Origin of the sequence: Paenibacillus sp. MMO-177, from assembly GCF_037147795.1 — a bacterium.
GTDB lineage: Bacteria > Bacillota > Bacilli > Paenibacillales > Paenibacillaceae > Pristimantibacillus.
Genome location: NZ_JBBCUR010000001.1, coordinates 1,001,763 through 1,016,796, shown reverse-complemented (window position 1 = coordinate 1,016,796; position 15,034 = coordinate 1,001,763). Strand labels below are relative to the sequence as shown.

Genomic DNA, 15,034 nt, shown 5'->3' with positions numbered 1-15,034 from the left:
GACCAAATAGCGATACCAGGTTTCGTTAGATTTAGAAAACGGCCGTTTTTCCGGAAATAACGATACTACGTTTCGTTAGCGGGGTGAGGGAGGCTGCGAGAGTTTATTCTTGAAACTTGCGGTCCCCGACAAAGTGTAACAGATAAGTGCCATTACACTTTGCGGTTACCCGACAAATTTCAACTAAAGTACATCGTTGAAATTTGCGGTTACTTAAACATATTCTTCAAAACCAGCGCCAGATTCGCCGGCTTTTCGGCCAAACGGCGGGTGTAATACGGGTACCACATCGTACCGTATGGCACGTAGCAGCGGACGCGGTAGCCTTCCCGTGCAAGCTCGGCTTGCTTGCCCATCCGAAGGCCGTAGAGCATCTGGAACTCGAAGGCATCTTTCGAAATATGGTTCGCCTCGGCGAAAGCCTTGGTGAAGTTGATGACCTTATCATCATGAGAAGCTACGGCCGTATACACTCCGTTCGTCAGGCGATGCTCAATGAGCTTTTTGAAGTTGCCGAGCACCTGCCCCGCATTCTGATACGCCACCTCCGGGGGCTCTTTGTACGCTCCCTTCACCAGCCGCAGATTAACCTTTTCCTTGCTAAGCGCCTTCACGTCATCCTCGGACCGGTGCAAATACGCTTGAATGACGGTGCCGACATTCGTCATCCAGCCGGCATGCAGCCTCCGCACCAGATCGATGGTCGCCTGCGTATAGGGCGTATCCTCCATGTCGAGCCGGACAAAAATCCGGCTGTACTTCGCCTCCGACACAACCGCCCGGATGTTGGCGTGGCACTGCTCCTTATCCAGCGCGAGGCCGAATTGGGTCGGCTTAAGCGAGACGTTGGCGTTCACTTTACGTCTCGCGATCTCGCGGACGATCTTTAAATACTCATCCCTGTAGCCCTCGGCTTCCTTCAAGTCTTTGATGCCTTCTCCAAGATGGTCCAGCGTCACCATGATGCCCTGGCTGTTGAGCTCCTCCGTTCGATCCATCGCTTCTTCCAGATTGTCGCCGGCGATGAATTTGGAAGCGAGCTTGCGGCCGTAGCGGATGGACAAATGCTCAACAAGCTTGTTGCCCGTGATGCCCAGCATTGTTCGGCGGTAAAGGCCTGCACCCATTGTCTATCGCTCCTTTCTAAGGTTCAAGGGAAAGTCCGTCATAGATCCCTTGTATGCCAGACTTCCAGTTAAGACACATAACGTCCTGCCGGATGAACTATAAATGGAATAGTGAGCATGTATCGAAGGGGGATGCGGGTATGAGGGCAACATTTAAGAACGAGCCTTTTACGAACTTTCAGTTGGAAGCAAACAATAAGGCGTACGATGCGGCGCTTGAGCTGGTGAGATCAAAGCTGGGCCGGGAGTATCCGCTTGTGATCGGAGGCCGCCGGATTACGACAACGCGGACATCGCTGTCCACAAATCCTGCCTCCAAAAATCAGGTGATCGGCGTAGTCTCCCAAGCGGATGCCAATCTTGCGGAAGAGGCCGTTCAGACGGCGGCTCGCACCTTCGACAGCTGGAAGCATACCGAGCCGAATGAGCGGGCCAGGTATTTATATAAAGCGGCGGCCTTGCTTCGGCGGCGCAAGCATGAGTTCTCCGCATGGATGACGGTTGAAGCGGGCAAAACGCGCGCCGAGGCCGATGCGGATACGGCGGAAGCGATTGATTTCATGGAATTTTACGCCCGCGAGCTGCAGCGTATAAGCAAGCCGCAGCCTCTAACTCCTCTTGACGATGAGGAGAATCAACTTTATTATATTCCGCTTGGCGTCGGTATTGTCATTCCGCCCTGGAATTTCCCTCTCGCTATTATGGCGGGCATGACTACGGCCGCTCTCGTATGCGGCAATACGGTTGTCCTGAAGCCGGCCAGCCCGACTTCGGTTATTGCGGCGCAGTTTTTCGAGCTGCTTGAAGAAGCCGGCGTTCCTGCCGGCGTAGTCAATTATTTGCCGGGGCCGGGCAGCGAGGTTGGCGACTATCTGGTTGACCATCCGCTGACGAGGTTCGTCAGCTTTACCGGTTCCCGCGAGGTTGGACTAAGGATCAACGAACGGGCGGCAAAGACGCAGCCGGGGCAAAAATGGATCAAGCGCGTCATCGCCGAAATGGGCGGAAAAGACGCGATCATCGTGGATGCGGAAGCGGATCTGGATCTGGCCGCGGATTCGATCGTCGCTTCGGCCTTTGGCTTTTCCGGGCAAAAATGCTCCGCCTGCTCCAGAGCGATCGTCCACGAAGCGGTGTACGACGAGGTGCTTGCGAAGGTGCTGGACCGCACGAACCGGTTAAAGGTAGGCGATCCCGCCGACGCCAGCACGAATGTAGGGGCCGTTATCGATGACAAAGCATTCACCAAAATCCAGGAGTATATCGAGATCGGCAAGGGAGAAGGCAGGCTGGTCGCGGGGGGGACGTCCGATGATTCGGTTGGTTATTTTATCGAGCCTACGATCTTTGCGGATGTAGACGCGAATGCCCGCATCTCGCTGGAGGAGATTTTTGGTCCGGTGCTTGCTTTTACGAGAGCGAAGTCCTTCGATGAGGCTCTTCAAATGGCAAACAATACGGATTTTGGCTTGACGGGAGCCGTCATTTCGAGAAACCGGGCGCATCTGGAGCAGGCTCGGCGCGAGTTTATGGCAGGCAATCTGTATTTGAACCGCAAGTGCACGGGAGCACTTGTTGGCGCCCATCCGTTTGGCGGGTTCAATATGTCGGGTACGGATTCGAAGGCGGGCGGCCGCGATTATCTGCTCCTGTTCACGCAGGCGAAGATTGTATCGGAGAGATATTAAGGAATGTAAGCGTCCAGCAAAGGGAGTTTGGCTCAGCGCCGCGAATAGAATACAATAGTGGAAGCGGGTACTTGGAAATGCAGGATTTATGGATAAAGGGGATCGATCATTATGACGCAGCAGGAAACCTATATCATCGCGCTGGACCAAGGGACAACGAGCACACGTGCGATTTTATTCGATAAAGCGGGGAATCCGCGCGCAGTAGCCCAGACGGCGGTGGACTGCACGTTCCCGCATCCGGGCTGGGTGGAGCAGGACGCCGAGCAGCTGTGGGAAACCTCGCTTAGGGTTATACGCGAGCTGCTTGAGAAGGAAGGCCTAAAGGCGGAGCGCATCGCCGCAATCGGCATCTCGAACCAGCGGGAGACGACGATTATCTGGGACAAAACGACGGGCAAACCCGTCTATAACGCCGTCGTCTGGCAATCGCGCCAGACGTCGGGCATTTGCGAAGCCTTGAAGGAAGCTGGCCATGAGATGCCGATCCGGGAAAAAACAGGGCTCTTGATCGACCCTTATTTCTCCGGAACTAAGGCGAAATGGGTGCTCGACGAGGTAGCGGGAGCGCGTGACAAAGCGGCGGCCGGCGAGCTGTTGTTCGGCACCGTGGACAGCTGGCTGATCTGGAAGCTGACCGGCGGAGCGGTTCACGTGACGGATTATTCGAATGCGTCGCGGACGCTGCTGTATAACATCCATGAGCTGAAGTGGGATGCCGACCTGCTCGAATGGCTGGACATTCCGGCTTCCATGCTTCCGGAGGTGCGCTCGTCTTCCGAGGTGTACGGCACAACGGACGCGGCGTTGTTTGGCGGGCCTATTGCCATCGCGGGCGCTGCGGGCGACCAGCAGGCGGCTTTGTTTGGGCATGGATGCTTTGAGAAGGGCGAAGCGAAAAACACGTACGGCACCGGCTGCTTTATGCTGATGAACACCGGCACGGAGCCGATCCGTTCGGAGCATGGCCTGCTGACGACCATCGCCTGGGGCTTTGACGGACAGGTGGAATACGCGCTTGAAGGCAGCGTTTTTGTAGCCGGATCGGCAGTGCAGTGGCTGCGCGACGGCATGGAATTGATCGAAACCTCGGAGGAAAGCGAAAAGCTGGCGTCTTCCGTTGAGTCGACGGAAGGCGTTTACGTCGTTCCGGCTTTTGTCGGTCTGGGAACGCCTTATTGGGACAGCGAGGTGCGCGGCGCGGTATTCGGCATGACGCGCGGGACGCGGCGCGAGCATTTTGTCCGGGCAACGCTCGAGTCCATTGCGTATCAGACGAAGGATGTGCTGGACGCGATGGAGCAGTCGGCGGGCATTCCGCTGCAAACGCTTTGCGTGGACGGCGGCGCGATCCGCAACAATCTGCTCATGCAGTTCCAGAGCGATCTGCTTGGCGTGCCGGTTGAACGGCCGGTCATCAGCGAGACTACGGCGCTAGGCGCCGCTTATTTGGCTGGGCTGGCGGTCGGTTATTGGCAGGGCCGCGGGGAGATACTGGAGCAGCGGCGGCTGGACCTTGTTTTTGAGCCGGCGATGGCGCAGGAGCGGGTGGATCAGCTGTATGCCGGATGGCAGAAGGCCGTGCAGGCGGCAATGGTTTTTCGATAAGGGAATAGACCGTGGCAGTTCTTCATCATGCGTAATAGCATAATGGAGAAATGTTCGCGGTTTTCTTTTTTACGCATAAATAAAGAATTTGCGATAGGAGCTGTTCGTAATGGCAAGCGGGAACGGACATGGGGGAGGACCAGCTTTATTTAACGCTCTAAAGAGAGAGGAGCAGTTCGGGAGACTGCAGGCGGAGGAATATGATCTGCTTATTATCGGCGGAGGCATTACCGGAGCGGGGATCGCGCTTGATGCGGTTACGCGGGGATTAAAGACGGCGCTGGTGGAGATGCAGGATTTTGCCGCGGGGACGTCAAGCCGTTCGACCAAGCTGGTGCATGGCGGTCTGCGTTACTTGAAGCAGCTCGAGATCGGAGTTGTAGCCGAGGTCGGCAAGGAACGAGCCATTGTGTACGAGAACGGGCCGCATGTGACCACGCCGGAATGGATGCTTCTCCCGATCTATAAAGGCGGTACCTTCGGGATGTTCAGTACTTCGCTTGGGCTTCGATTGTATGATTTTCTGGCCGGGGTCAAACGTTCGGAGCGGCGGAAAATGCTTGGAAAAGACGAGACCGTCACGCGCGAGCCGCTGCTGAAGCGGGAGGGCCTGAAGGGCGGCGGCTATTATGTCGAGTACCGCACCGACGATGCCAGATTAACGATAGAAGTGATGAAGAAAGCCGTAGAGCTAGGAGCTTGCGCGATCTCTTACGTGAAGGCAGAATCGCTGCTTTACGAGAACGGGCGGATCATTGGTGCGGAACTAAGGGACCGGCTGACGGGAAATACGGGACAAGTGAAGGCAAAGGTTACGATCAATGCCGCTGGCCCTTGGGTAGACGCGATACGGGAGAAAGACGGATCCAAGAAGGGGAAGACGCTCCATCATACGAAAGGCGTCCATCTCGTATTCGACCAGAGACGTTTTCCGCTTGGTCAGGCCATCTACTTCGACTCGGAAGACGGGCGGATGTTGTTTGCGATTCCCCGCGACGGAAAGACGTATATCGGCACAACCGATACCGATTACAAGGAGGACCTTGTCCATCCGCGGATGACCGCCGCAGACCGGCAGTATATTTTGAAGGCCGCTAACGATATGTTCCCTACGCTCGGGCTGAAAGCCGAGGACGTGGAATCGAGCTGGGCAGGCGTACGTCCGCTTATTCATCAGGAAGGGAAAGACCCGTCCGAGATTTCGCGGCGCGACGAGGTGCTGGTGTCGCCGTCGGGCCTTCTCTCGATGGCAGGGGGCAAGCTGACCGGCTACCGGAAGATGGCCGAGACCGTTATGAATCAGGCCGCAGAGCAGCTTGCCAAATCTGGGCGAAGCGGTATAGGCGAGAGCCGGACGAAGACGCTTCCGATCTCGGGCGGCAACGTTGGCGGTTCTGAGGGATATGAGCGATTTGTTGAGGAGAAAAAGGCGGCAGCGGTCGGGGCGGGGCTCGCCGGCCCGGATGCGGAAAGGCTTGTCCGCCGGTTCGGGTCCAACATCGATACCGTGCTCAGCCTTATGCCCGAAGCGCAGGAAGAAGCGATCCGCCGAAAGCTTCCGGTTACGCTGCTTCTTGAGCTGCTTTATGCGATCCGCCATGAAATGGCCTGCAAGCCGGTCGACTTCTGGATCCGCCGCAGCGGCAGCCTCCTGTTCGACCGCAGCCGGGTTATCCGCTGGAAGGACGGCGTTCACCGTTATATGGCGGAGCTGTTCGGCTGGTCGGCTGGCGTCAGCACGGCTTATGCGGAGCAGCTGGAGCGCGAGCTCCAGCTGGCGGTGGAACCGATGGAGTAGGATTAGCATGTTATGCCGGGAATAGCGTACCCGACAGCTGGATGATGATCGTTAGCGTCACGCTGCTGAGCAGGGTGGAGAACAGCACGGCCTGGGCGGCAAAGCCAGGCTCATTGTTGTACTCAAGGGCAAGTGCGGCACTGTTGCGGCTAGTCGGAATTGCGCTTGCGATAAAGAGCGCTTGCGCCGTAACGCCTTGTACATGCATGAACTCAAGAAGCAGCCAGGCTATAAAGGGAGCTGCCGCAAGCCGGATGAGACTGCTCCATAGGACGGTAATCGTATGAAGCTTAAGCATCGTAGATGCCATTTGAGCACCAATCGTAAGCAAGGCAAAGCTGAGCATCCCGTCGGCAATGGTCGATAAAGGCGTCAGCAGCGGCTCCGGCATAGGAATGCGAGCAAGCCGCAGAACAGTACCTGCAATAATGGCATATAAGACAGGTGTTTTGACAAACTGCAGCAATGAGGTCTTAAGGCCGCTTGCCGCCCTGCTTGCATTAAGCAGACCAAAGGTAAAGGTGGCGAACAGCTCAAAGGTGACGACCATCATTTGAATTGACATTGCGAAAGGGTCATGTTTGAATGCCATGGCATTCACGGGGATACCGATATTGCCGTTATTCGTTAAAGCGATACTGTTGGAGAAGCTGGCTGCCAGGGTCTTAGGATGGCGAAGAATCCGGCTTATCCCATGACCGAGCAGGACAATTAGGATAAACTGTGCAGCGAGGAACAGGAAAATGGTACCCACCAAGGAAGCGGTCAGCTCGGCTTCATATACTTTTACGAAGGCAAGCGCGGGAATGTAGTAATACATGAGCATCTTGGAGAAGCCGCCAAGCTCGAACTTGAATTTATGATGAAGCCATGCCCCGATGATCAGCGGGATAAGGATCGGAACGATAATGTAGAGGAATGTATGCAATATATTCATAAGGGCATCTCCTTTGGTTTGCCTGAGTGAATGACCAATTGCTCGCCGGGTTCGAGTACCTGACCGGCAATTCCTTTCTGCAGGAGCATCTGGACGAAAAGAGAGGCATCCTGCTTAATGCCAGGGAATGTATTGTAATGAATGGGAATGACGCGGCGCGCTTTAATCCAAGACGCGGCAATTGCGGCGTCTTCCGGCCCCATCGTAAAACGTCCGCCAATCGGCAGGAATGCGATGTCGATATCGAAACGCTCCCCAATAAGACGCATATCGCCGAATAATCCCGTATCTCCCGCATGATAGAGGGTAATTCCGTCTATCTGGAGAATAATCCCGACCGGAGATCCGGTATAGACAATCTGGCCATCCTCGGATAGGGCGGATGACGTGTGAAGGGCAGGAGTTAGAAAGACGCGCCCAAACGGAAAGTCCCAAGCTCCGCCGACATGCATCGGCTCGACCTGAGCGCCATGCCTTCCCAGATGGACGGCCAGCTCTTCAACGGCAATAATCGGGGCATGGTTTTGTTTTGCCAGCGGAATGGCATCGGTGATATGATCGGAATGACCATGGGTCAGCAGGATGTACTGCGCTTTAATCTGTTCCAGGTCTTTGGAGATGGCGAGCGGATTGCCTGTCAAAAATGGATCAATGATGACGGAAACGGCATCATGGGTCACTTGGATACAGGAATGTCCGTGATAAACAATGCGCATAGGTAAAGCCTCGCTTTCAAAACGAATTTTATAATCATTTTATATACGAACGTTTATATTTATGTTATATTATTGACAGTGAGTAAATGTCAATCTTTTTTTGTTTATTTTTGTCAAAGGAGTCGTGGGGCCTTTGTTATCGATCGAAAAACAGTTGCTGTATCTCCTGACCAGCGGAGATGGAGCCGGGCCGGGAGCAGCCGTCAGCCGGCTTATCGAGGTGTATGAAGCACGGGGAATCTCCCATCAGATTGTGCGCAACGCTCTTTCCAGGCTGAAGAAGGAAGGCTATGCCGAATCGGCGGAGCGTTCCCGGTACAAGGCAACGCCACTTGGCGAGGAATTCATCCGGATCATTAACGCTAAGCCCAGTTTGTACGAAAAGGAATGGGACGGGCAATGGTGCATGGTTATGTTCGAGATTCCGGAATCGGAGCGCCGCAGAAGGGATAGCTTCCGATCGGAGCTGTTGCAGCTAGGTTTTGGTTCGCTTTATAAAAGCGTCTATGTCTCGCCTTGGGATTACAGGGACGAGGTCATCCGGCTCGGCCGGCAGTGCGAAGTAGCCGGATATATAACGGTTACGAGCACAAGGATTGTACATAACGACATTACGCCCGAGCACTCCTTCCGTCTATGGCCGCTTAAGGAGCTGCAGGCGTTGTATCGGGATAAAGACCGGTGGTTACAGGAGCACCTGGTACCTGCTCTGGCGGGGCTTGAACATACGAGAGACGAGGACGGACTGCAATTATTTGTCCTTTTTCTCGAGCTGGGCGAGATCATTGCGGAGCTTGGCTTGCGTGATCCCATGCTCCCGGATGCGCTGCTTCCGGACGATTGGACAGGCAAGAGGCAAATGCAGCAGTTTCAGGCAAGCCTGCGTCAAATCGCGCAAGCGATACCCGAGCAATCGCCGTACCGCGCCTTTGTGGACCATTTCCTCGGACGCTAGAGGAGATGCCGGATGAGCCAAGCGGAACCTCACTGACAGTGAGGCTCTTTGCGCTGTTCTTTTTCCTCATTGCCGGAATTCTATTTCGCTGACTATAATAAAAGCGCATACAATTCCAATCCTGATAGGTAGTGGGGGAATGACCTTGTATACGATATTGCTGGTTGACGATGAAGCGGTCGTAAGGGAAGGCATCAGGGAACGCATACCATGGGAGGAGCTTGGCTTTCAGTGCGTGGCGGATTGCGAGAATGGCGTGCAGGCGCTGGAGGAGATCGAACGGCTGCGGCCGCATATCGTGCTGACGGATATTAATATGCCGTTTATGGACGGACTGGCCTTGTCCCGCCAAGTCATGGAACGATATCCGGGGACAAAGGTCGTGATCCTGACCGGATACGATGATTTCGAATACGCGCAGCAGGCGCTGAAGCTGAAGGTGAAGGATTTTATCCTGAAACCGGTAACCGCAGCCGAGTTCTCGGCGATGCTGCATAAGCTTCGGCTGGAGCTGGACGAGGAGAAGAAGGAGCGGGAGGATTTGGCCCGGCTGCAAAGCCAGCTGCATGAGAGCATGCCGCTCCTCAAGGAACGTTTCCTCGAGCGGATGTCGACGATGGCCTTAAGCGAGAAGGAGATTGCGTCGCGCCTGCACTATTTCCGGATTCAACTCTCGGGACCCTGCTATCTGGGGCTGGCGATCGACACGGACCGGCTTGAAGAGCAGGGCGGTGCGGATACGGACCGGGAGCTGCTTCGGTTTGCCGTATACAATATCGCGCAGGAGATTATTAGCGCGGAGCCGGGGGCCGTTGTGTTCCGCAGCAGAGAGGAACGGGTGATGGCTATCCTTGGCGGGGAGCGCGAGGAGCTGCTGCAAGAGAAGGCGCAGGAGCTGGCCGAGCGTATCCGGCAATCGGCGGTGCAATTCCTGAAGCTGACTGTTTCGGTCGGAATCGGGATGACCGTCCTTGGCTATACCCGGATCAGAGAAACTTGCAAAGCAGCGGCGTCAGCGCTGGACTATCGGCTTGTGCTTGGCGACAACAGCGTCATCAGCATTCTGGACATGGAGAAACGTCGATGCTCGCCGGCCGGGCATCCGGCCGAGTTCGACCGCGAATTAATAGCGGGGATCAAGACCGGTACGGCGGATGAAGTAGAACGCGCTATTGAGGCGCTGATCCGGCATAACAAAGCGGAGTTGACCAGTATTGATCATTGTTATCTGCGTATCCAAAAGACCATCCTTGCCGTCATGCAGGCGCTTGGCGATATTGGCTGCAAGGAGTCCGAGGTGTTCGGGGAAGGCATTAACCCGATGACCGAAATCTACCGGTTCAGGACAATGGAAGAGATCGGGGAATGGCTGAAGACCGCCTGCCGGCAAGCCGTTTATAGCGTAACGGCGACACGCCACGACCAGTGCCGGTCGCAGATTGCAGAAGCGATTGCCTATCTGGAATCCAATTACGAGGATGAGAATCTATCGGTGAAAGCCGTCTGCAAGCGGGTTCATATGAGCGTCAGCTATTTCAGCGCAGCCTTTAAAGCCCATACCGGCAGAACCTTTATCGAGTATCTGACTGCCGTCCGGATGGACAAAGCGAAGGAGCTGCTGAAATTTACCGGTCTCCGAACGTACGAGATTGCCGCTAGAACCGGCTACAGCGATGCGCAGTATTTCAGCGTTTTGTTCAAGAAGCACACGGGGGAGTCCCCAACGGATTACCGTCATCGGACGGCGGCGGAACAGGCATGAGGCGCGCTTATGGAATTATTTAAATTCAAAAGCATTCAGACGAATATCGCCGCCGCCTCCGCTTGTCTCATTCTTCTTACGGCCATCCTGCTTGGCGTCATCTCTTACCAGCTATCGGCCTCGTCCGTCCGCGAGACGGCCCAGGACTATACGGCGGAGCTGATCCGCCAGGTGAATGCCAACATCCAGACCTACATTACCAGCATGGAAAATATATCGATGCTCGCGCTCAGCAACGAGGATGTCCGCGAGCTTGTAAGCGAAGCGGGTAATGGCGGGACAAGCTCGGAGGAGCTGGCGCGCGAGCAGCGGATCTCGGCGTATTTTCACTCCATTATCTCTTCGCGCAAAGATATTGCTTCGATTAACGTGATTGGCTACAACGGCCGGTTTGTCTCGGACCGCGAGCATGTCGAGCTGAATCCAAGCATCAGGCTGGCGGAACAGCCTTGGTACAAAAGCGCGCAGGAAGCATCGGGCCGGATCGTCGTGTCTTCCTCCCATGTTCAGCATATGTTCAAGGATGAATACGACTGGGTCGTATCGCTCAGCCGGGAGCTGTGGAGCAAGGATCAGACGGAGCCGCGCGGCGTGCTGCTTGTCGACTTGAACTTCAGCGTGATCAACGACACTTTGAACAATATTGACTTAAGCAAGCGGGGGTACATTTTTATCGTGGATGAAGACGGCAATATCGTATACCATCCGCAGCAGCAGCTGATCTACAGCAACTTGAAATCGGAGAAAATCGACGAGGTGCTGGCAAAGGGCAGCGGCAGCTTTACGACCGACGAAGGGAAGACCAGCCGTATCTATACGATTCAGGATACCGGCTTCGGCTGGAAAATCGTTGGCGTGTCCTACGTCAACGAATTGATCGGCAACAAGCGCGAAATGCAGCTGTCGATGGTGACCGCGGGGATCTTTTGCCTGATTGTAGGCCTGCTGCTTGCCGTCTTTATTTCGCGTAATCTGTCCCGTCCGATCAAGCAGCTGCAGGAGCATATGAAGAAGGTGGAGAAGGGGATTTTTAATATTCGGGTGCCTATCGGCAATTCAAGGGAAATTGCTTCTCTTGCCCGCACGTTTAACCTGATGGTCGTCAAGATCGAGGAACTGATGAGTCAGGTCGTCCGGGAGCAGGAAATTAAGCGGAAGAGCGAGCTGACGGCGCTGCAGGCGCAGATTAATCCGCATTTTCTGTACAATACGCTGGATTCGATCATCTGGATGGCTGAGGGGAAAAAGACGGACGAGGTTGTTCTGATGACCTCCGCGCTGGCCCGGCTGTTCCGTTCCTCCATCAGCAGGGGACAGGAGCTGGTCTCGATCCGGACGGAGATTGAGCATGTCGCCAACTACCTAACGATTCAGAAAATCCGGTATAGGGACAAGCTGGATTTCCACATCGATGTGGATCCGGATATCTACGCGTACCGAACGCTGAAAGTGCTGCTCCAGCCGCTGCTCGAGAACGCGATCTACCATGGCATCAAGAACAGAATCGGGACGGGAACGATTCAGGTTACCGGCGGCAAGCGGGACGGTTATATTTGGCTGGAAGTAAGCGATAACGGCGTTGGGATGGAGGCAGAGGCGCTCCGAACCATTCTGGAACCGAGGAGAAGCGACCGGGAAAGCAAAGGCGTTGGCGTGGTGAACGTCCACGAGCGGATCCAGCTTTATTTCGGGAAGGATTATGGCCTGGCATACAAAAGCGTACCGGATGAGGGAACAACCGTAACGGTGCGAATTGCTGCCATTGAAGGCGAATTGGCCGGAGGTGTTGGCGCATGAGCGAGTACAGACGCAGATCGGCATCCGTCGCGATTGCCGCGATTCTTATCTTGGCGGCGGTCGTTGGCATCTATAAATGGGCGGCAAGCCAACGCGCGGAGAAGCCCGTCAACATCATCGTTACGGTAAAAGCAAAAAGCTCGGCGATTGACTTCTGGAAGGTGCTCATCACCGGAGTTGAGGACGCGGCCAATGAATTTGGCGCCGATGTCACGGTTATTGGACCTCCGTCCGAGACGGAGATTGCTGTTCAGATGGAGCAGCTGGAGCAGGCCATCGGCGAGAAGCCGGATGCGATCGTGATGGCCGCTACCGATTATAACAGGCTGGTTCCTATCGCCCGGCAGATCGTGAAGGCGGGCATCAAGCTCATTACGGTCGACTCCAGCATAAACAGCGATGAGGCGCTCAGCTTTATCGCAACGGATAATATCGCCGCCGGGGAGAAGGCCGGAGAGGAGATAGCCAAGCTGCTGCCGGAGTCCGGTTCCTCGAAAATCGCGATTATGAGTTACGTTTACGGAACTTCTTCGCAGCTCGAGCGGGAGAAGGGCGTGCGCCAGTGGCTGGAAGATCATTCACAGGTTAAGGTGGCGAATACGTTCTACAGTGAGGGCCGGCTCGAGAAGGCTTACGAACTGACCAAGAAGCTTCTCTCTGATGATCCTGGCATTAAAGGAATAGTTGGGCTGAACGAGCCGTCAACCGTTGGCGCCGGGCGGGCCATCGAGGAGCTTGGGCTCAGCGGCAAAGTAAAGCTTGTTGGCTTCGACAGCTCGGTGGATGAAGTAAAGCTGATTGAAGGCGGCGTGCTGCAGGCAACGATTGTTCAGAAGCCTTACAATATGGGCTACCTTAGCGTGAAGACGGCTATCGAAGCGGTGCGGGGCAAGAAGGTTCCTAAGCGGATTGATACGGAATCGGTCATTATTAACAAAGACAATATGTACACGGAACAAAATCAGAAGCTGCTTTTCCCCTTTGTGGGAAAGTAGCTTTTTTTCTTTTTTATAAACCAGATTTTTTTCAACTATTCAAATACATTATTCCATTCTGGCAAAAGCGAAAGCGCTTTAGAATGAGCTTAGTTACAGCGGGATGGAGTGATTGAGGCATGAAGGAGAAGGACATACTCGTTCGCATGGAAGGGATCAACAAGTATTTTCCGGGCGTTCAAGCCTTGCAGGACTGCCGCTTCGAATTAAAGCGAGGCGAGGTGCACGCGCTGGTCGGAGAGAACGGGGCCGGCAAGTCTACCATGATGAAGGTGCTGACCGGCGTCTATCAGAAGGATGGGGGAAGCATCGTATACGAAGGAACGGAAATCGAGATACCGAGTGCAAAAGTCGCGCAGAACCTGGGTATTTCGGTCATCCATCAGGAGCTCAACCTGGCTCCGGATCTGACGGTAGCGCAGAACATCTATATCGGACGCGAGCCCCGGCGGGGACTTCGGCTGTTTCTGAACGAGCGGGAGCTGAAGCGGAAGGTGGAGCGGTTGTTCGAGCGGCTGAACATGGAGCTGGATCCGGATGAACCGGTCGCCGATCTTACCGTAGCGAAGCAGCAGATGGTGGAGATCGCCAAAGCTTTGTCTTACGACGCCAAGGTACTCATCATGGACGAACCAACCGCGGCGCTTAGCGATACGGAGATCGATGATCTGTTCGTTATTATAAACCAGCTTAGAGCAAGCGGAGTTGGCATCGTCTATATCTCGCACCGGATGGATGAACTGAAGAGGATTACCGACCGGATTACCGTCATGCGGGACGGTCGATATATCGACACGGTGCCGACGGCTTCCGTTACGAACGAGCAGATTATTGCGATGATGGTCGGCCGCGAGATCTATGACAGCAAGAAGCAGAACCGGATAGCGGAGAACAGCGAGACGGTTCTTGAGGTGAAGGGGCTAAGCCGCAAGGGAGCGCTGGACAATATCAGCTTCAAGCTCCGCAAAGGAGAAATCATCGGCTTCGCGGGGCTCATTGGAGCGGGTCGAACCGAGGTGGCGAGAGCGATTTTTGGCGCCGATCCGATCGATTCGGGCGAGATAACGGTACATGGCCGCAAGGTTGTGATGAAGCAGCCCTATGACGCGGTACAGGCGGGAATCGGCTATCTGTCCGAAGATCGCAAGCGGTTCGGCTGCATCGTGGAGATGGACGTGAAGACAAACGTGGCCGTCGCCTCGCTCCGGCAATACGTGAATGGGGTAGGTTGGGTGAACCGGGGCAAGATTACGGAGGCAGCTAATCGGATTGTCGAGATGCTGAAGGTGAAAACGCCTCATATCGACCAGGACGTCAAATTCCTCTCCGGGGGCAATCAGCAGAAGGTGGTTATCGGCAAATGGCTGACCCAGGGCTGCGACATTCTGATCTTTGACGAGCCGACCCGCGGAATCGATGTAGGAGCAAAAAGCGAAATCTACAAGCTGCTGAACGATCTCGCCGCCAAGGGCAAATCGATCATTATGATCTCCTCGGAGCTTCCCGAGATCCTGCGGATGAGCCACCGCATCATCGTTATGTGCGAAGGGCGCATCACGGGCGAGCTGGACCGCGAGGAAGCCACGCAGGAGCAGATTATGCGATATGCGACTCTAAGAGCTTGACCGGCGGCAGGTTTACGACATTGTCC

The 15,034-nt window shown here is 55.0% G+C and carries 11 protein-coding genes; 8 read left to right on the top strand and 3 right to left on the bottom strand.

From position 1 onward, the window contains the following. Window positions 1-209: 209 nt before the first annotated feature. Window positions 210-1,127, bottom strand: coding sequence for a proline dehydrogenase family protein (locus tag WFK81_RS04470; protein ID WP_336785225.1), 918 nt, complete (start codon window positions 1,125-1,127; stop codon window positions 210-212). Window positions 1,128-1,267: 140 nt separating this feature from the next. Here WFK81_RS04470 and pruA point away from each other — a divergent pair, with 140 nt between their 5' ends. The 3 genes from pruA (at window position 1,268) to WFK81_RS04455 (ending at window position 6,221) form a co-directional block, all read left to right on the top strand. Then, complete coding sequence (gene pruA / locus WFK81_RS04465; RefSeq protein ID WP_336785224.1) at window positions 1,268-2,815, top strand: L-glutamate gamma-semialdehyde dehydrogenase; 1,548 nt, start codon at window positions 1,268-1,270, stop codon at window positions 2,813-2,815. A 111-nt stretch (window positions 2,816-2,926) separates the two neighbouring features. Continuing rightward, entirely contained in the window at window positions 2,927-4,423 is a 1,497-nt protein-coding gene (gene glpK / locus WFK81_RS04460) for a glycerol kinase GlpK (RefSeq protein WP_336785223.1), read from the top strand. Between the two features lie 109 nt (window positions 4,424-4,532). Continuing rightward, entirely contained in the window at window positions 4,533-6,221 is a 1,689-nt protein-coding gene (locus WFK81_RS04455) for a glycerol-3-phosphate dehydrogenase/oxidase (protein ID WP_336785222.1), read from the top strand. 10 nt (window positions 6,222-6,231) lie between these two features. Here WFK81_RS04455 and WFK81_RS04450 read toward each other — a convergent pair whose 3' ends face one another. Both WFK81_RS04450 and WFK81_RS04445 read right to left on the bottom strand, forming a co-directional pair. Further along, window positions 6,232-7,158, bottom strand: coding sequence for an AEC family transporter (locus WFK81_RS04450; protein ID WP_336785221.1), 927 nt, complete (start codon window positions 7,156-7,158; stop codon window positions 6,232-6,234). Next, complete coding sequence (locus tag WFK81_RS04445; protein ID WP_336785220.1) at window positions 7,155-7,874, bottom strand: metal-dependent hydrolase; 720 nt, start codon at window positions 7,872-7,874, stop codon at window positions 7,155-7,157. The genes WFK81_RS04450 and WFK81_RS04445 overlap by 4 nt, the downstream gene beginning before the upstream one ends. Window positions 7,875-8,007: 133 nt before the next feature. Between WFK81_RS04445 and WFK81_RS04440 the strand changes: the two genes are divergently transcribed. The 5 genes from WFK81_RS04440 to WFK81_RS04420 all read left to right on the top strand — a co-directional run bounded on the left by WFK81_RS04440 (window position 8,008) and on the right by WFK81_RS04420 (window position 15,008). Next, entirely contained in the window at window positions 8,008-8,829 is an 822-nt protein-coding gene (locus WFK81_RS04440; protein WP_336785219.1) for a PaaX family transcriptional regulator C-terminal domain-containing protein, read from the top strand. A gap of 145 nt (window positions 8,830-8,974) precedes the next feature. After that, window positions 8,975-10,591: a response regulator gene (locus WFK81_RS04435; RefSeq protein ID WP_336785218.1), complete on the top strand. Its 1,617-nt coding sequence runs from the start codon at window positions 8,975-8,977 to the stop codon at window positions 10,589-10,591. Window positions 10,592-10,600: 9 nt separating this feature from the next. After that, window positions 10,601-12,388, top strand: a complete 1,788-nt coding sequence (locus WFK81_RS04430; RefSeq protein WP_336785217.1) for a cache domain-containing sensor histidine kinase — start codon at window positions 10,601-10,603, stop codon at window positions 12,386-12,388. Continuing rightward, window positions 12,385-13,383 (top strand): substrate-binding domain-containing protein, encoded by a 999-nt coding sequence (locus WFK81_RS04425; protein WP_336785216.1) that lies wholly within the window; start codon window positions 12,385-12,387, stop codon window positions 13,381-13,383. Before WFK81_RS04430 ends, WFK81_RS04425 begins: the two co-directional genes overlap by 4 nt. 119 nt (window positions 13,384-13,502) lie before the next feature. Next, complete coding sequence (locus WFK81_RS04420) at window positions 13,503-15,008, top strand: sugar ABC transporter ATP-binding protein (RefSeq protein WP_336785215.1); 1,506 nt, start codon at window positions 13,503-13,505, stop codon at window positions 15,006-15,008. Window positions 15,009-15,034: the final 26 nt, after the last annotated feature.

What these genes read in the sequence shown, in the direction of transcription:
- WFK81_RS04470 (WP_336785225.1), bottom strand. Translation starts at nt 1,127, where the DNA reads ATGGGTGCAGGCCTTTACCGCCGAACAATGCTGGGCATCACGGGCAAC.
- pruA (WP_336785224.1), top strand. Translation starts at nt 1,268, where the DNA reads ATGAGGGCAACATTTAAGAACGAGCCTTTTACGAACTTTCAGTTGGAA.
- glpK (WP_336785223.1), top strand. Translation starts at nt 2,927, where the DNA reads ATGACGCAGCAGGAAACCTATATCATCGCGCTGGACCAAGGGACAACG.
- WFK81_RS04455 (WP_336785222.1), top strand. Translation starts at nt 4,533, where the DNA reads ATGGCAAGCGGGAACGGACATGGGGGAGGACCAGCTTTATTTAACGCT.
- WFK81_RS04450 (WP_336785221.1), bottom strand. Translation starts at nt 7,158, where the DNA reads ATGAATATATTGCATACATTCCTCTACATTATCGTTCCGATCCTTATC.
- WFK81_RS04445 (WP_336785220.1), bottom strand. Translation starts at nt 7,874, where the DNA reads ATGCGCATTGTTTATCACGGACATTCCTGTATCCAAGTGACCCATGAT.
- WFK81_RS04430 (WP_336785217.1), top strand. Translation starts at nt 10,601, where the DNA reads ATGGAATTATTTAAATTCAAAAGCATTCAGACGAATATCGCCGCCGCC.
- WFK81_RS04425 (WP_336785216.1), top strand. Translation starts at nt 12,385, where the DNA reads ATGAGCGAGTACAGACGCAGATCGGCATCCGTCGCGATTGCCGCGATT.
- WFK81_RS04420 (WP_336785215.1), top strand. Translation starts at nt 13,503, where the DNA reads ATGAAGGAGAAGGACATACTCGTTCGCATGGAAGGGATCAACAAGTAT.